Origin of the sequence: Candidatus Sulfidibacterium hydrothermale (assembly GCF_020149915.1) — a bacterium.
Lineage (GTDB): Bacteria > Bacteroidota > Bacteroidia > Bacteroidales > F082 > Sulfidibacterium > Sulfidibacterium hydrothermale.
Genome location: NZ_CP083760.1, coordinates 1,234,123 through 1,252,380, shown reverse-complemented (window position 1 = coordinate 1,252,380; position 18,258 = coordinate 1,234,123). Strand labels below are relative to the sequence as shown.

Annotated in this window: 14 protein-coding genes; 6 read left to right on the top strand and 8 right to left on the bottom strand. The window is 44.2% G+C overall.

Features of this window, described 5'->3' with window-relative positions; translation table 11 throughout:
* Positions 1-48: 48 nt before the first annotated feature.
* Positions 49-2,952 (bottom strand): aminomethyl-transferring glycine dehydrogenase, encoded by a 2,904-nt coding sequence (gene gcvP, locus LA303_RS04855; RefSeq protein WP_240526807.1) that lies wholly within the window; start codon positions 2,950-2,952, stop codon positions 49-51.
* Between the two features lie 450 nt (positions 2,953-3,402).
* Entirely contained in the window at positions 3,403-5,850 is a 2,448-nt protein-coding gene (locus LA303_RS04850) for a sodium-translocating pyrophosphatase (protein WP_240526806.1), read from the bottom strand.
* 301 nt (positions 5,851-6,151) lie between these two features.
* On the opposite strand from LA303_RS04850, the gene LA303_RS04845 reads away from it, so the two are divergent.
* The 4 genes from LA303_RS04845 to LA303_RS04830 all read left to right on the top strand — a co-directional run bounded on the left by LA303_RS04845 (position 6,152) and on the right by LA303_RS04830 (position 9,519).
* Entirely contained in the window at positions 6,152-6,754 is a 603-nt protein-coding gene (locus LA303_RS04845) for a bifunctional nuclease family protein (protein ID WP_240526805.1), read from the top strand.
* 53 nt (positions 6,755-6,807) lie between these two features.
* On the top strand, positions 6,808-7,632 hold the full coding sequence (locus LA303_RS04840) for a thymidylate synthase (RefSeq protein ID WP_240526804.1): 825 nt from the start codon (positions 6,808-6,810) through the stop codon (positions 7,630-7,632).
* Between the two features lie 36 nt (positions 7,633-7,668).
* Positions 7,669-8,166 (top strand): dihydrofolate reductase, encoded by a 498-nt coding sequence (locus LA303_RS04835; protein WP_240526803.1) that lies wholly within the window; start codon positions 7,669-7,671, stop codon positions 8,164-8,166.
* A gap of 381 nt (positions 8,167-8,547) precedes the next feature.
* Positions 8,548-9,519 (top strand): IS110 family RNA-guided transposase, encoded by a 972-nt coding sequence (locus tag LA303_RS04830; RefSeq protein ID WP_240525754.1) that lies wholly within the window; start codon positions 8,548-8,550, stop codon positions 9,517-9,519.
* A 59-nt stretch (positions 9,520-9,578) separates the two neighbouring features.
* On the opposite strand, the gene LA303_RS04825 is transcribed toward LA303_RS04830, so the two are convergent.
* The 5 genes from LA303_RS04825 to LA303_RS04805 form a co-directional block, all read right to left on the bottom strand.
* Positions 9,579-9,860 (bottom strand): hypothetical protein, encoded by a 282-nt coding sequence (locus LA303_RS04825; protein ID WP_240526802.1) that lies wholly within the window; start codon positions 9,858-9,860, stop codon positions 9,579-9,581.
* Positions 9,861-10,367: 507 nt separating this feature from the next.
* Positions 10,368-11,618 (bottom strand): nucleoside permease, encoded by a 1,251-nt coding sequence (locus tag LA303_RS04820; protein ID WP_240526801.1) that lies wholly within the window; start codon positions 11,616-11,618, stop codon positions 10,368-10,370.
* Positions 11,619-11,809: 191 nt separating this feature from the next.
* Positions 11,810-12,343 (bottom strand): TlpA family protein disulfide reductase, encoded by a 534-nt coding sequence (locus LA303_RS04815; RefSeq protein WP_240526800.1) that lies wholly within the window; start codon positions 12,341-12,343, stop codon positions 11,810-11,812.
* 58 nt (positions 12,344-12,401) lie between these two features.
* The gene (locus LA303_RS04810; RefSeq protein ID WP_240526799.1) at positions 12,402-14,762 is read right to left on the bottom strand and encodes a PEP/pyruvate-binding domain-containing protein; all 2,361 of its coding nucleotides are present in this window, start codon (positions 14,760-14,762) and stop codon (positions 12,402-12,404) included.
* 3 nt (positions 14,763-14,765) lie between these two features.
* Positions 14,766-15,764 carry a DUF7064 domain-containing protein gene (locus LA303_RS04805; RefSeq protein WP_240526798.1) on the bottom strand — a complete coding sequence of 333 codons (999 nt, stop codon included), beginning with the start codon at positions 15,762-15,764 and terminating at the stop codon, positions 14,766-14,768.
* Positions 15,765-16,142: 378 nt separating this feature from the next.
* Here LA303_RS04805 and LA303_RS04800 point away from each other — a divergent pair, with 378 nt between their 5' ends.
* Both LA303_RS04800 and LA303_RS04795 read left to right on the top strand, forming a co-directional pair.
* Positions 16,143-16,622 (top strand): nucleoside deaminase, encoded by a 480-nt coding sequence (locus LA303_RS04800; protein WP_240526797.1) that lies wholly within the window; start codon positions 16,143-16,145, stop codon positions 16,620-16,622.
* 4 nt (positions 16,623-16,626) lie between these two features.
* On the top strand, positions 16,627-17,370 hold the full coding sequence (locus tag LA303_RS04795) for an NAD-dependent deacylase (RefSeq protein ID WP_240526796.1): 744 nt from the start codon (positions 16,627-16,629) through the stop codon (positions 17,368-17,370).
* A 4-nt stretch (positions 17,371-17,374) separates the two neighbouring features.
* Here the strand turns inward: LA303_RS04795 and LA303_RS04790 are convergent, their stop codons facing one another.
* Positions 17,375-18,211, bottom strand: coding sequence for a head GIN domain-containing protein (locus LA303_RS04790; protein WP_240526795.1), 837 nt, complete (start codon positions 18,209-18,211; stop codon positions 17,375-17,377).
* Positions 18,212-18,258 lie beyond the last annotated feature (47 nt).

Sequence of the window (18,258 nt, the reverse complement as noted above, 5' to 3'; positions counted from 1 at the left end):
GTTTCTCCTTTTTCGAAACAGAGGCTTTTTCTTTTTAACCGGAATTATTTACATCTCTTTCACTTCCACTACCGGGCCTTCGTAATCGCTTACCGGCAGGCAGGGACAGAGATTACGGTCGCCGTAAGCATCGTCAATTTTGCCCACCGGCGGGAAATATTTGTTCTCGCGAACCCAATCCAGCGGGAAAACTGCTTTTTCGCGGGAATAAGGCAAAGTATAGTCGGTAACAATCACCATATCAGCCGTATGTGGAGCATTGGAAACCACATTGTTTTTCCGCTCAGCTTTTTCTTCTTCTACTTCACGAATTTCTTCGCGAATGGCTTTCATCGCAGCCACAAAACGGTCGAGTTCTTCCAGCGGTTCGCTTTCGGTAGGCTCCACCATCAATGTGCCGTGAACCGGGAATGCCACTGTCGGCGCATGAAAGCCGTAATCCATCAGCCGCTTGGCAATGTCAATCACTTCAATGCCGGCCGTTTTACTAAAAGCTTTGCAATCAAGAATCATTTCATGGCCTACCCGGCCATTTTTTCCCGTATATAAAATCGGATAAGCGTCCTTTAGCGAATCTTTAAGGTAATTGGCATTCAGAATGGCCATTTTTGTAGCTTCTTTCAAACCGGTTTTCCCAAGCATTTTCAGATAACCGTACGAAATCAGCAACACCAGTGCACTGCCGTAAGGAGCTGAAGACACCGCCGGAATTCCTTTTTCACCACCGGTTTCCACAAAAACATGTTTAGGCAAAAAAGGTTTCAGATGGGCAGCCACTCCTACCGGCCCCACACCCGGGCCACCACCGCCATGAGGAATGCCAAAGGTTTTATGCAAATTGAGATGACACACATCGGCACCGATAAATCCGGGGCTGGTCAACCCAACCTGGGCATTCATGTTGGCACCGTCCATGTAAACCTGTCCGCCGTGCGAATGGATGATCTCAATAATTTCGCGAATGGCTTCCTCAAAAACACCATGCGTGGAAGGATAAGTTACCATCAACGCGCCGAGCGTATCTTTGTATTTTTCCGCTTTTTGCTTCAGGTCATCCACGTCGATATTCCCGTTTTCATCGGTTTTGACCACCACCACCTGAAATCCGGCCATGACTGAGCTGGCAGGATTGGTACCGTGAGCCGAAGCCGGAATCAGGCAAACATTACGATGCTGTTCGCCCCGGCTATGCAGATAAGCACGAATCATCATCAACCCGGTATATTCGCCGGCAGCACCCGAGTTAGGCATAAATGAAACGGCATCAAACCCAGTAATCTCGCACAGAATCCGTTCCATATCTTCGATAACGGCATGATAACCCGCTGCCTGACCCTGTGGAATAAACGGATGCAAATCGGTAAACTCAGGCCAACTCACCGGCATCATTTCTGAAACAGCATTCAGTTTCATGGTACAGGAACCCAACGGAATCATGGTGCGGTTCAATGCAAGATCTTTGTTTTCAAGCGATTTCAGATAACGCATCATCTGTGTTTCGGAACGGTATTTTTTAAAGACCGGATGCGTCATAAAATCGCTTGTGCGCCGCAACGGAGCCGGAAGAGCTGTTTTCAGATTCATTTCCGGCTTACCGAACGAAACCGGCTCTTTTTGTTTACCGGCAGCATCTGCCAAAACAGAAACAATTTTTTCCACATCTTCCGTCCGGGTGGTTTCATCAAGACTGATACCAAGATGCCGGTCGTCAGCATAAAAGAAATTAATTTGGTTTTCGAGTGCTTTGGCACGGATGAGTCCCGTGTTGACACCGGAAGGAATTTCGAGATACAGCGTATCGAAATAAGCACTGTTCAGGTTGTTGTAACCATATTTTTGAAGGGCAGCAGCCAGATCCACCGTGAGAGAATGTATCTCTTCGGCTATTTTAATCAGGCCTTCTTTTCCGTGGTAAACGCCGTAAAATCCGGCCATTACCGCCAACAGTGCCTGTGCCGTACAAATGTTGGACGTGGCTTTTTCGCGTTTGATATGTTGTTCGCGGGTTTGCAGTGCCATCCGCAGAGCGGTTTTTCCGCGGGCATCTTTCGAAATACCGATGATGCGTCCCGGGATTTGCCGTTTGTAGGTTTCAGTAGTGGCAAAATAGGCCGCATGCGGACCGCCGTATCCCATAGGAACACCAAAACGCTGTGACGAGCCAAAAACCACATCGGCGCCCCATTCACCCGGAGGAGTCAACAGGGTTAAGCTTAACAAATCGGCCGCCACAGCCAACGGAATATTTTTTTCTTTCAGCCGGCTGACAAGGACCGAATAGTTATTAATCTGGCCGTTTTTGTCGGGATACTGCACCATGCAGCCAAACACTTTTTCAGAAAGTTCAAATTCGTCGTCCGGCAGTATCTGCAAATCAATATTTTTGGAACCGGCCCGTGTTTTGAGCACATCCAGTGTTTGCGGAAACAGGTTTGCGGAAACCAGAAAAACATTGGCGCCGGCTTTTACCTGCGCCCGCGGGCGGGCATGAAAAAGCATCAGCATGGCTTCGGCAGCGGCTGTTCCTTCGTCGAGCAACGAAGAGTTGGCCAGCGGCAATCCGGTAAGGTCGGCAACCATGGTCTGGAAATTCAGCAGCGCTTCGAGCCGTCCCTGGCTTATTTCGGCCTGATAAGGCGTGTAAGAGGTGTACCATCCCGGGTTTTCAAAAACGTTGCGCATAATCACCGGCGGGACAATGGTGTTGTAATACCCCAGTCCGATATAGGTTTTAAAGATTTTGTTTTGAGAAGCCCGTTTTTTAATGTACTGCAGGTAGCTGTATTCGTCCATTCCTTCTTCAAGATCAAGATCTTCTTTCAGACGAATATTGGCAGGAATGGTTTCATCGATAAGCTGTTCAACAGAAGAGAGTCCCAGTTTACGCAGCATTTGGATAATCTCTTCTTCACTTGGTCCGATATGACGAACCAGAAATTTATTTTGAACCATATGTTATTTTTTAAACAATACGTAAAAAATTAAAGAACAATAATTTACAAAAACAGTCCATTTTATTTTTGCGTTGCAAAAGTAACATTTATTCTTTTGTTTGTTTAATCTTTAACACATTGTTTTTAACGAGTCAAAGCAATTTATAAACATTTTACGCAAAAGCGAATTACCGTTTGGGAAAGCAACAATGGCAGCAGGAACATATTTTTGCGGCAGGCTCCGAAGGAGTTCTTCAGAAGGGCGCAGCGGCAGCTCCTGCAGGCCGGAACCGATGTGAAGCCGCACAGGCAGGGCGACAGGCGAAGCCCCTGCCTGCTGCCTGCGAAACACGGTTTCCGGACAAGGGACTATAGCGGAGCACCCGCCCGGCCGCCCAAAAAATTCCTCCAAACAAAAAAGGAAGCACTTTACAGCACTTCCTTTTCTATCATTAATAAAAATCAGGAATTACGCTTTGATACGCATTTTGTAAAAGGTACGATATACGAAATAGAGTGCCACGAGCAAAAAGACAACTCCAAAGTAAGGAGCCACATTGCGGAAATGCTCGGAAATAGACATTTCCATGGCAAGCAATCCGAATAACGTACTGAATTTAATTACCGGGTTCAGTGAAACAGATGAGGTATCTTTGTAAGGATCGCCTACGGTATCGCCCACCACGGTAGCGGCGTGCAAATCGGTTCCTTTTTCCTGCAGATCCACTTCCACAATTTTTTTGGCATTATCCCAGGCACCACCGGCATTAGCCATAAAAATGGCCTGATACAAACCAAAGAAAGCGATGGACAGCAGATACCCTACGAACAGGGATACCGGTGCCGAATGCGAGATAATCACCTTCATGTCGGTCATGGATGCCAACAACCCAACGGGAGCAGCCAAAAGGGCAAAAGCCAAAGCAAAAGAGAAAAGGGCAAAGAAAATATTCCACATTCCTTTTTGGGCATACATGGTACAAATTCTCACCACTTCTTTGGATTTATTGATATCGGCTTTCTTTTCTGCGCCAAGGTCGAGGTTAATATTGTTCTTGATATATTCGGTAGCACGGCCGGCACCGGTGGTAACCGCCTGAATGGAAGCTCCGGTAAACCAGTATACCACAGCGCCTCCGGCAAGGAAGCCCAGAATGGTAAACGGGTTCAGGATATTCAGAATATCGGAAGGATTAACACCGAGACCTTTTTGGATGACAAGAATCAGCGAGAAAATCAAGGTGGTAGCTCCCACCACAGCTGTACCAATCAACACCGGCTTGGCTGTGGCTTTAAATGTATTTCCTGCGCCATCGTTGGCTTCAAGATAATATTTGGCTTTTTCAAAATCGGGGGTAAAACCAAATTCCTTTTCAATTTCAGGAGTCACTTCTTCTTTGTTTTCTTCGATCAGCGACAGTTCGTAAATCGACTGGGCATTGTCGGTAACCGGGCCATAGCTGTCCACAGCAATGGTAACCGGCCCCATGCCAAGGAAACCGAAAGCCACCAGACCAAAAGCAAAGATGGAAGGATACATCATAAAATCGCCCAGGCCGAAAGTGCTGGCATAATAGCCGATAAACATCAGCAGCAAGAAAACCATGCCTTGCCAAAAACCGGAGAAGTTACCGGCAACCAGACCGGAAAGAATGTTTAACGAAGCACCACCCTGACGCGAAGCTTCAACCACTTCGTTTACGTGGGCTGATTTAGGACTGGTAAACAGTTTGGTAAATTCGGGAATCAGTGCGGCACCAAGTGTTCCGGCACTGATAATCACCGACAAAACAATCCACATGTTATTCGGTAGTGCCCGAATGGTAAAATAGCTGACAACAAAAGTAGAAACGATGGAAAGTAAAGAAGTAATCCACACGAGGGATGTCAGCGGAGCTTCAAAGTCAATGTCGTCCGCATTTTTGTATTTGGCTTTGGTAACTGCGTTATTAATCCAATAACCAACAATAGAAGTAACAATCATCACCACGCGGATAACAAAAACCCAGGTAAGCAGATCTATCTGATATTCAAGAAAATGTTCAGGAGCTGTTACTTTGGTAATAGCCAAAACAATAAAGGTAATTAAAGCCACACCGGTAACGCCGTAGGTTTCAAAACCATCGGCGGTAGGTCCAACGCTGTCGCCGGCATTGTCACCCACACAGTCGGCAATGGTACCGGGGTTACGCGGGTCGTCTTCACCGATTTTAAAGATTACTTTCATCAGGTCGGAACCCACATCGGCAATTTTGGTAAAAATACCACCGGCAATTCTCAGCGCCGAAGCACCCAGCGACTCACCAATGGCAAATCCAATAAAACTGGCTCCGGCATATTGACCCGGAACAAAAACGAGAATGATGGTCATCATGGTAAGTTCCAGCGAGACCAGCATCACACCAATACTCATTCCGGCTTCGAGAGGAATGGAATGCAGTTTAAGGGGTTTTCTTTCCAACGAGGCAAAAGCCATACGCGAGTTAGCCAGTGTATTCATCCGGATACCGAACCAGGCAACACTGTACGAACCGAGGATTCCCAAAACCGTCCATCCGAGAATCATCAACACGCCACCAACGCCAAAATCTCCGGCAGAAAGGAAACCGAAGTAGAACGCCACAATAACGCCGACGATAAGGAAAAGAATAGCCAAGAACTTACCCTGCTGAACAAGATAGGTTTTAGCCGTTTGATAAATTACATCGGCCACTTCCAGCATGGAATGGTGCGCCCCGACTTTTTTGACCCGGGTATAATGATATAAACCAAACAACATCCCGGCAATTGTCACTAAAAACGACCAATACAGGAGGGGTTCGTGTCTCATGCCATCAGGGATTACCAAATCCGCCTCACTGGCCATGGAGAACGCGGGAACAGCAAAAAATGCTAACAGAGAGATTAATTTTTTCATACGACTTTAATTTGATTGAAACAACTGATTTAAAACGTTTGCGAACACTGGTACAAATATAAAAATTCGCACTAATGCAACAGGAGAAAACCGCCATTGTTCATAATATTTTTTGAATCTAAAAAGATAAAAACAGTTTTAACGGCTGATTTAGCGATTCTTACAGAAAAATTTAGTTTGTTTATAAATAACACGATTATAAGTTGTTAATAAAAACAACAGGAAAAGTGCCACCCACCAACCGGGAGATATGGGAATATTGTATAATTTTATTTGCTCGAAAAATGAAGGAAGCCTAAACATGAAAAAAGTTGAAATGTTTGTAGCGGGCATGTCGTATAGCCAGTCGCAAAGCGGTGCTTATGCCCTTTTTCTTGGTGTTGTGGGTGAAGACAAACGGTTGCCCATCATCATTGGAGGCTTTGAGGCACAAGCCATTGCCATCTTTCTGGAAAAAATGAAACCCCAACGCCCGCTTACACATGATCTCTTTAAAAATTTTGCCGACAGTTTTGAAATCCATCTTCTTGAAGTAGTGATTAATAAATTTGAAGAAGGTATTTTTTTCTCTAAACTGGTATGCGAAAAAGATGGGGAAATTAAAGAAATTGACAGTCGCACATCGGATGCCGTAGCACTGGCTCTTCGTTTTGGCTGCCCGATTTATGCCGATGAAAGTATTGTAGAAGAAGCAGGCATCGTCATTGAAGAGCCGGATCAGGAAGAGGAAGAAGAAAACCTTCAAACAACAGAAAGCGAACCGCATCCATCATCAGCAAACCCTTATGAAGATTACCTGCTCGAAGAGCTGGAAGAACTTCTCCAGAAAGCTATCGAAGAGGAAAATTATGAAGAGGCTTCGCGAATACGCGATGAAATTAAACGAAGAAAAGAAAAAAGTTAAACCCTTTTTATCTCCGGTTACCCGGAATCATATTTTGACAACAAATAAACCGTATGAGACAATATCTCGACTTGCTGCGTTATGTATCTGAACACGGAACCGTAAAAAACGACCGTACCGGAACAGGCACCAAAAGTGTGTTTGGGTATCAGATGCGTTTTGACCTGAGCGAAGGTTTTCCTTTATTAACAACAAAAAAATTGCATCTTAAGTCGATTATTTATGAGTTGCTCTGGTTTTTAAAAGGCGATACCAACGTACACTATCTTCAGGAACATGGCGTAAAGATCTGGAATGCCTGGGCCGACGAAAACGGCAATTTAGGACCAGTTTACGGAGCACAATGGCGCAACTGGAACAACGAAGGCATTGACCAAATAAAAATTGCCGTGGATCAAATTAAGAACAATCCGGACAGCCGCCGGATTATCGTTGCCGCCTGGAATCCTTCGGTTTTGCCGGAATCCGGAAAAAGTTTTGCTGAAAATGTGGCCAACGGAAAAGCGGCTCTTCCCCCCTGCCATGCCTGGTTTCAGTTTTATGTGACCAACGGGAAACTCTCTTGTCAGCTTTACCAGCGCAGCGCCGACATCTTTCTCGGCGTACCGTTCAACATTGCTTCGTATGCGCTGCTCACAATGATGATGGCACAGGTTACCAACTTAAAACCAGGCGATTTTGTTCACACTTTAGGCGACGCGCATATCTATCTGAACCATACAGAACAGGTTGCTTTACAACTTTCGCGCGAACCGCGTCCTTTACCGGTTATGGAACTGAATCCGGAAGTACACGATATTTTTCAATTTCAATACGAAGACTTTACGCTGAAAGACTATCATCCGCATCCCCATATTAAAGGCGAGATATCGGTTTAAAACAACCAAAACAAAACCACTAAAACTGAAAAGCAAATGACCGACAAAAAAATATCCATCATTGTAGCCATTGCAGAAAATTATGCTATTGGCAAAGATAATGACCTGCTATGGCATATTTCAAACGATTTAAAACGATTTAAAGCCCTTACCAACGGCCATGTGGTGGTAATGGGAAAACGCACCTATTATTCGTTGCCAACGCGTCCGCTCCCCAACCGAACCAATTTGGTAATTACCGATGTCCGGGGAGAACAAATTGATCATTGTTTGATGGCTTATTCGATAGAAGAAGCTATAGAAAAAATGGACGCAGAGAAAGAGAATTTTATTATCGGTGGCGGATCAATTTACCGGCAGTTTATGCCCTATGCACAAAAACTATACATCACCCGGGTTCACAAAGATTTTGATGCTGATACTTTTTTCCCGGAGATCTCGCCTGACGAATGGGAACTTACCGAGAGCCAAAAAGTGGATGATGACCCGCAAAATGACTTTTCCTATTCTTTTGAAATTTATACAAGAAAATAAATACTGTACAATACAGAAAACAAACGCTTGAAAAAGCACCCCCCTATTATTGACAACGTTGGTCATTAGCCATTGGGAAGGATGAATAGTGATTAGTGAATGGTGGTTGTTGATTTTCAGTAGTTTACAGCGTTTACTGTCATCCTATGTTTGCAAAAAGAAATAATTACAGGAAGTGTTAAGTTTGAAAATTATTAACCAATCAGAAGAGAAAAAGGAGAAAGATAAAGACTAATGGTTGTCATTAGGCTAAAAAAGCCCGTTCAGGATGATAGTCCCTTTCTCCTTTCTACTCAATCTTGAACAGTTCGTTAGGCATGAAAGCCTGTATTTAGGATTGAAAAGACAAAGTAGAATCCCTTCTGATAAAAACATCTTGTCATGTGCAAAGTTATAGGAATTGATGTATCAAAATTAACTTTTGATGTTGCTTTTCAAAAAAAAGATGAAAAGTTCTCTTTTTTCAAATACAGTAATGATGCCAAAGGGTTTACAAAGTTTATGAAGATTATTGATAAAGAGGATCTCTGTGTAATGGAAGCAACAGGCCCTTATTATCTGTTTTTAGCCCGGTTTCTTTTTAAACAAGGGGTAAAAGTATCCGTAGTTAATCCATTGCAGATTAAACACTTCGTAAGAATGCGAATGGTAAAAGCCAAAACGGATAAAAAAGATGCCCTGATGATCGCTTTATATGGCCAATCAGAACAACCCGTTTTGTGGCAACCCGATGAGCCGGTGATTATGCAGGTTCAGCAAATTCATTCTGCCATTGAAGGTTTGCAAAAACAGGCAACCATGCTTCATAATCAACTGGAAGCATTTTCCCGGTTTCCTGATTGCGACAAGAAAGTAATGCGTGAGTTAAGAGCATTGTTAAAAACGATTAAACTGAAAATAGCTAAACTGGAAGCCGGAATACTTGAAAAAATAAAAATACATTATGCCAATACATTTAATGCGCTGACATCTATTCCGGGTATTGGACCAAAAACAGCGGCCATCCTGATAGCAATTACCAATAACTTTCAAAAATTTGACAATGCTAAGAGATTATCTTCTTACGTAGGGTTGGTTCCCAGGATATTTTCATCAGGGACAAGTATAAACGGAAAAGGACACATTACAAAAATGGGGAACAGATATATACGCAAGCTATTGTATTTATGTTCATGGTCAGCAAAAAAACACAATAGTCAATGTATAGCACTCTATGATAGATTATCAGAAAAAGGAAAGCCCGAAAGAGTTATAAAAATTGCAATTGCAAATAAGTTGTTAAGACAGGCCTATGCTATTGGAACAAAATTGAATAAATACGAAGAAAATTATGAAAAAATATTTGCTTTTTAACACAGTTCATCCTGAACGGAGCGAAGCGAAGTGAAGGATCTCAAAATAATCACGACTGTTCAAAGAGATGCTTCGCGTTGCTCAGCATGACAAGCCGATTGATTTTGGGAATTTCGGATTTTTTTGTGATTTGTTTTTTTGTTTTTTGGGATTTCTAACTGGTCATTGGTCACTGGTGATTGGTTGATTTTCAATACTTTATTCGCATTTCCATTGTCATCCTGAACGGAGCGCAGCGCAGTGAAGGATCTCAAAAAACTGGCAATAGTTAAAATAGATTCTTCGCTACGCTCAGAAGGACAAAAGAAGTTAATTTTTGGAATTTGGGATTTTTTTGTCATTTGTCTTTTTGTTTTTTGGGATTTCTAACTTTAGGCACTTTAAGTACTTAAAAGGCATCTCTTTTCAAGTCGGACAGGACTTGAAAAGTGGAGACATCAATGCAGACGAAACCGGGAAATTCATCGTCCGAGCGGACGCTCAAACGATGAAAGAGTTTAGCATTTGAAGTACTTGAAGTTTGAAGTGTGAAGTACTTAAAGTGAGTTGGATTCATATCTCGTGTTTATAACTAATCCCGAAGGGATTAAACATCAATAACCCTGTACGAAGTGCAGGGAAATAAGCACAAAAAAACCACAACCCCTTCGGGGTTGAATACCGTCATCTGAATAAATTCAGCGTCAATGGGAATAAGTCATCCCTACGGGACTCCAACACACCACATCTCATCTGTGTTTGTCCGCCAGAGGGCAGATGCCTTGCGGCATAAACTGCATACAAAGAAAAAGGCCGGAAACCTGTTCGCTTTCCGGCCTTTTTTATTTCCAACCAATAACCAATTCCTATTAATGCTGAATGGTTTTCATGGCTTCCGGATCATGTTTGTATTTAAACAAAATCATGAACGTCACTCCGATAACCAATGCATAAGCGGCAAAAATAAACCAGATGGTTTGCCAGTCGCGGATGCCATTGTGGGTAAACATTTCAATAATCACGCCACTGCCATAAGCTCCGATCATGGCTCCGATTCCGTTGGTCATGATCATAAACAACCCCTGGGCACTGGCTCTGATTTTCGGTTCGGCTTCCATTTCCACAAACAAAGAACCGGAAATATTAAAGAAGTCGAAAGCCATCCCGTAAATAATCATCGAAAGAATCAGCCAAACCAGACCGATGCCTTCCGGTGTACCAATACCGAACAATCCGAAGCGGAAAACCCAGGCAAACATACTCATCAGCATCACCTTTTTGATTCCGAATTTTTTCAGGAAGAACGGAATGGTCAGGATAAACAACGTTTCTGACATCTGCGAAACCGACATCAAAATTCCGTTATGGACAACGGCAAAAGCATTTTTATATGCTGCAATTTTTCCGAAATCGTGCAAAAAGGCTTCGCCCCACATGTTGGTAATCTGCAAGGCTGCCCCCAACAACATGGAAAAGATAAAAAAGATGGCCATCTTTTTGTTTTTAAACAGCACAAAAGCATCCAATCCTAAAGCTTGTGTTAACGATTTCTTTGCCGTTGACTTTTCAATCGGGCAACCGGGCAAGGTAAGCGAATATAATCCTAACACCAGTGAAAATACTGCAGAGAAATAAAGCTGCATGTTACTCAGTCCCCATCCCAGCAGGTCAATCATCCAAACAGCGATAATAAACCCGATGGTTCCCCACACGCGAATGGGAGGAAAATCTTTCACAATATCGTACCCTCTCTTTTCCAAAATACAGTACGACACCGTGTTATCCAAAGCAATGGTCGGCATATACAGCATCAAATACAGCAGCATCACCCAATATAAGCCGTCGAAACTCGATTCTTTGGCGGCAAGATATAACAATCCGGCCCCTAAAATATGTACGATAGCATAAAGGCGATCAGGACGAATCCAGCGGTCAGCCACAATACCCAACAGGCCCGGCATAAACAAAGACGCGATACCCAGGGTCATAAAAATAGCCCCAATCTGTTCACCGCTAAAATGGAGTGTTGCTCCGAGATATTTTCCAAACGACAGCAGCCAGGCTCCCCACACGAAAAACTGCAGGAAGTTCATGACCGTTAACCGAAATTTAATTCCCATATCCGTAAATTTTATTATTGTTTTTTCATTTATTTCAAAAAAGTGAAACGCAAATGTAAACTAAAAACGCAAAAATTCACGAATATGGTAAAAAGGAATGTAATTTAGAGTGGTTTGAAAAAAGAAGATTTTAAAGAAAATCCGGATGACAGAATAATTATAATTCTGTTTAACAAAACGTTAAAGCACCATCACTGATTATCCTGCAGCAAAGAAGCAATTTTCTTTTTCATGGCTTCAAACTCCTGCACATCGTATAAACGGGTAAGAAAAACTATTTTTCCGGAAGGATCTATCACCACATTACGGGTAACTCCGGCGCCTTTCACCGCAAAATGATGAAAAATTCTGGCCCCCGGATCCAGGGCAAACGGATAAGTTACCTTCATCTCTTTGCGGAAAGCCTCCACTTTGGCCAGCGGCTCGTCATAATCCACACCGATAAGGATAAAGTTCTTATTTTTAAACTGTTGCCATATTTCACTCTCAAGATGTGGCATTTCTCTCCGGCACACCGAACACCAGCTGGCAGTAAACTGCAACACCACAACCTTTCCACGCAACTGTTGCAACGATACCGTATCCCCATTTATCAGGGGCAAAACCACCGACGGAGCCATTTCTCCCACGTGAACCCGATACCCACGATCATGATTTGCTGTTGTCTGCGAAAAAAGCACAGGATTCAAAAACAACAATCCGGCAAAAAGAACAAGCACTTTCATAAAATTCCGATTAAAATGAAACGCAAAGATATAACTTTTTCGATGTGTTTTTTGTTTATCAAAAAGACACGATTCCTTTTCCGGCATCCAGGGTAATTTCCTGTCCGGTTTGAAGGACAGACAAAACGCCTTTCATCCCCACCACTGCCGGAATACCATATTCGCGGGCCACCACGGCACCATGCGACAACGGACTGCCAATTTCCGTAACCAATCCTTTTATGATGCTATAAAATGGCGTCCATCCGATATCGGTATATTGCGAGACCATAATTTCCCCTTTCTGGAGCTGCCGGGCATCTTCCATCGTCCGGACAATGCGTACTTTTCCGGTTACTTTACCCTGGCTGACAGGAATTCCGGAAAGTACTCCTTCCGGCGGGCCATCCTCAGCCGGCTCATCCGGAACAGGAATACCAAAAATCAGATCTGAAAACGAAAGTTGTTGTACTACCGGAAAAAGTGCCCGCCGCTGCCGGGCCATATTGTGCCAGTAACCGGCTTCTGTTCCTTTAAGAAACCGGCCTATTTCATCATGTTTCAAAAAATAAATCAAATCTTCATCATCCAGCAAGCCTGCACGGGTCATCCGTTTTGCCAACGCACGGTAAGCTTTCTTGAACTGATATTGCACCCCCACTGCCCAGGCTTTGGTTTGTTCTCGCTGCGCCACCGCTTTCCGTGCTTTAGGCAACAAATGATAAAAGATTCTCCGGCGGAAACCTGTCAGCGGAAGCCCGGGCTGTCGCACGCTGCCGTCCGGTTTTTTCTCCGGTTCAGTCTGCTTGCGGCGCAGCCATTGCACCTTCACTCGTATGCTTTCTACCACCGGTTCCGGATGAAGAGCCCATTCTTTTTCGCGCATTTCCGCTTCACGCACACAACGATGCCCATGTCTTTCCAAAAAGGAATTCCAGCTTTGCCGGATCTTCTCCGACGCACCTTTTTCAAGGTACTGTACCGCCTCATCCACCGAAACGTTCAAAAAACGGTTTTCTGCATCTTCTTCTCGTGCCAGCAATGCCGACAGATGATCTACCGCATTTACCACCTGTGCACTTTCAATATCAGCAATATTCGTAAAATAAGATGCCAGCAATTGCTGATGCTTTCGCTCGGGTGGTTTTCCGCCCGAAAGCAAATTGAGCAAAGCGCTGAAATAACTTCCCGACCGGGAAGAAGTGACATAATGCAACCCATAAGCCCGGAACAAAACCGGCAACTCCTTATTTATTAATTCCCAACACAACAACGGATCATCCGGACATTGAATATGGAAACCGGCATACAGTTGTTGCAAGGCCCGGGCAGCTTTTGTTGCACCTGCCGTATACCGGTACATCCGTAAAAAATTAAGCAACGCTGTAAAAAACGAAACTTCTTTTTTATCGATTACCACTCCCGGAACACGCCGGCCGACTACCGAAAAATCAATATTTTCTTTTTTGGCCAACAAAACATACCGCGTAATCCGGTAAAGGCTGTTTACATCAAAAAAAAGATGATAATAAAACGAATGGACAAAACGGTTTTTTTCCGAGCGATTTTTCAGTGCGCCGCATTTTTGATAAAATTCCTGAAGACCGACATCAATGGCGCGGCCAAAGGTAGAAAGCGTAAGCGGAGTAACAGGACCAGGCATCATTTCGCCAATATTGCCACGGGTGTAAATGGGGTTTTCAAAAAGAGGAGAATCGTCCAGTTCGTTCAAATGGACTGCCGAAAGGCGGGTCACCGGACGCAATTGCAACCAATACAAACGGTTCTCGTGATCAATTGCGAACTCCAGATCGGCCGGCTTTCCAAACTTTTTTTCAATAGCCAAAGCTTCAGCAATCAGTTTTTGCAGCACATCATCCGGCAGATCTTTTACGGATACTTCCGGTTTTTGTTTATAAAACACGACATCATACCCGCTTGTTTTTCCAGCCATTAAATGTTCACCAAGCCCTTCTGCAAGAGTCAACCGGCAACGATCGTAACGGTTTTCCACCGGGTCGGCGGTAAAAAGAACACCCGAATACTGCGCATCCACCATCTCCTGAACAAGCACATACATTTTTGTATCTTCTTCTACTTTCAGCTGACGGTGATAATGGCTAACCCGTTGACTTTCATGCGATGAAAAGCAGCGTTTTACCGCGGATATCAATGCGTCATGTCCCTGTACATTCAAGATGGTTTCGAACTGTCCGGCAAAAGAGTGTTCCTGTCCGTCTTCGGCTGTTGCCGACGAACGAACGGCAAATTTTTTCTTTTCCGGCAAACGGACAATGTCTTTTTTCCAATATTTTTCTTCAGGGCGGGTGATCACAAACGTTTCCGGAATTGGATATCCCCAGGTATGTAAACGCTGCAAACCGTCCGCTTTGCCGCCGGCACTTCCCGTTTTTATCTCTTCCAGCCTTTTCAAAGCCATTTTTTACTGTTTTACTCCCATTTCGGCAAGGCCGATTCCTTTTTTACCTTCCCAGGTTATGATGGCTTTGGCCTGCCGGATGAAATAGACATTATCCATCACAAAAGGAAAAAATGTTTTCATTTCCACCGTTACCGGGATGCGATGTCCATCGGGATGGTGTACCGTAAATTGTAATTTCTCCGGCAAAGGAGTAACAAATCCGACCTCGTCAAACGAGGGGATTTGTTTTATTGTAAGATAACGCCGGCCATCCCAGCAGAAACCCGCTGTCAGTTCTTTGATAAAGGTGTAACTGATAATGCTGATATTAAAAAAAGTACCGTCATCGAGCCGGCCGAGCAACCAAAGATGCCGTTCCCAGTCGTCCCAATGCCGGATGCCGAAACTATGGTCGCGAAAGCCTTTCAGGAAAACCAGCTGTTCTTTTCCTTTCCAGGTAATAATGCCGTGAAAATGGCCTGCCTGTTCGTAATGTACTTTATGGATTTCTTTCAGCTTCTGAAAAAATGTTTTGTTCCATTTTTCTTTGGCAATTTGTTGTGCCACCCGCTCAGGCGTTGTTCCCACCTGATTAAAGTCAGCCACAGGGAGATCGCTGTCCCATTCAAGGCGGAGATGAATTTCCTGTTTTTTATCCCCCTGAAAAACCGGCCCGTCATAAGCGATATTCCAGATTTCTCCCGGTTCAGGGCATGAGTAGATCAAATCGCCCTGGCGGAAACCTTCACCGGTTTTCAGTTTCATATCCTGAAATCCCCAGACCCCTTCGCCGGGGATTTCGATTTTCAACCAGTTTTCGGCCGGTTTACCTGTACGAAAAGCCTGACGGGTGACAAAAGAAAAACCATTTTCAGACAAACCGGTGAAATAGATACTGTCATTAAAATTCTGTTGCAGAAGATTTTCGTGCTTTTGTTCCAGCACCACAATATCCGGTTCATCCGCTTTTTTCTTTTGAACCATCCGGCGGGCCAGATAATTTTTGATTACTTGTTTCATCCCCTTTTTTGGGCTAAGTTACGTTTTTTCAAAAAAATAAAAAAGCCCTAACAGAATAAAAAAGCTCTCTGTCCACAAAAAAAACCAGAAACCCGGAAAGTTAATCTGCGTGAAGGATTGAAGCGATATCGCCGCCTGGCGGAGGCGGACAGGAAGCCGGCGGAAACGAGGCGACCAAAGGAAGCCCCCGGAGACGCCTGGCTGATGCCGCCTCTGCCGGGTGGCATAAAGCGGAAAGCCTGGCCCACAAAGTGGGCACGCCCGTAAAAGTTCTTTCTAACCCAACCTACAAAAGCCTAAATTGCTATTTTTGCCGTTTGGAAAGCATTTGAATAAAATTTTTAATTTTGAAAAAAATCGACCAAAAAATAACCAAAAATGGAAAAAGAAGATAAAAAAGCCTTTATGGCTAAAGCGATTGAATTGGCAGAGGAAAATGTAAAAGGCCTGGCGGGCGGACCGTTTGGCGCCGTGGTAGTAAAAGACGGAAAAATTGTAGGAAAAGGAAGCAATAAAGTTACTGTACATAATGACCCGACAGCACACGCCGAAATTGTGGCGATTCGTGATGCGGCCAAAAACCTGGGAACATTTGATTTAAGCGGCTGCGAAATCTATTCGAGCTGCGAACCTTGTCCGATGTGTTTGGGAGCCATTTACTGGGCTCGTTTTGACAAATTGTATTATGCAGCCACTAAAGACGATGCCGCCAAAGCGAACTTTGACGACTCGTTCATCTATAAAGAGTTTGCTCTTCCGAAAGAGGAACGCTCCATACTGGCAGTACAAATGATGCGCGAAAATGCGGTAAAGGTTTTTGAAGAATGGAATCAGGCAGAAAATAAAATCCCTTATTAATCCGATGGAAAAAACGCTTTTTGAAAAAGCGGCAGACAAGCTAAAAAAATCGACCTACACAACGGCTTTTACCGGTGCCGGCATCTCGGTGGAAAGTGGTATTCCGCCTTTTCGCGGACCGGAAGGGTTATGGAGCAAATACGATCCGGTTGTTCTTGATTTAAATTATTTCCGTCAGCATCCGGAAAAATCGTGGGCTGTGATCAAAGAAATTTTCTACGATTTTTTCGGGAAAGCCAAACCCAATGCTGCACATTTTGCATTGGCCCAAATGGAAAAGGAAGGCTTGTTGAAGAACATCATCACCCAAAACATCGACAACCTGCACCAGGAAGCCGGAAGCCAAGAAGTCATTGAATTTCATGGCAACTCGCACAGTTTGGTTTGCATGCAGTGCGGACGGACATTTCAATACCGCGAAATTTCCATGGAAACACTACCGGTGCGCTGTCCGGATTGTGGCGGACTGGTAAAGCCCGATTTTATCTTTTTTGGCGAAGGTATTCCGCCCCGGGCTTATGAAAAGTCGCTGGAAGCTGCCCGAAAAGCGGATGTTTTTTTGGTTATCGGCACTACCGGCGAAATTATGCCGGCGAGCCAAATTCCTTTTCTTGCCAAAGAAAACGGGGCTTTCATTATTGAAGTCAATACAGAGCCGTCGAATTACACCCACACGCTTACCGATATTTTTTTACAGGGAAAAGCCACCGTGGTAATGCAAACCTTGCTCCAGCACCTGATGCATTGACCGGTTAACGGTGATAGATATCGCCCGATCCGGCAGCACTTATTTTTAAAATGGTAGGATTTCCGGAATAACGCAAATCGCCCGAACCCACGAGCGAAGCTTTTAGGCTGTCCACCGCGTGTACCGAAATATCGCCGGAGCCATTGGATTTTACAACCACTTTTACGGCAGTAAGGCCGCTGGCATCAATATCGCCTGATCCGGACGTAATCGCAGAAAACGTCTCGGTACGTCCGTCCAGCTCCACATCGCCTGAGCCCATCAGTTTTACGGAACAGTTTTCCAACTGCAACCCGGAGGCTTCCATATCGCCCGATCCGGTTATTTCGGCAACCAGCTGTCCATGAACACCCTGGAGTTCCACATCGCCCGAACCAGTAACACGAACATCGACCATTTGAGCTTGCAAAGCGGCTTTCACATCGCCTGAACCGGTAACCACAAACGAAATGGCCGGTGTATGAAACGGCGTTTTACAATAAAAATCACCGGAACCGGAAAGCGTAACCTTTTTCAAACTCTTCATGGTTACGATCACTTCAAGCTTTTTGGCTTCACGGATACTTTTGGATAACGACACGATCAGGGTATTGTTTTTTACGGTGGTTTTAATGTATGGAATCAAATTCTCATCAGCCCGTACAACTACCGAACAACGATCGCCTTGTTTTACGTAAACATCTACAGGGCCGTTGGAATCTATTGCCTGAAAACCAGTTATTGTTCTAACCTGCTCGCCAATAATGTGATTTCCTTTGATCTGTGCGGTCGCACGGACCGAAAAAGAGGTGAGAAGTATCAAAATAAAAAAGCTGCGAAGAAAAGACGATATTTTTTTCATAAGGAAAGTGTTTTTAATGGTTTTTATGTTGGACGGACAGCGGATAA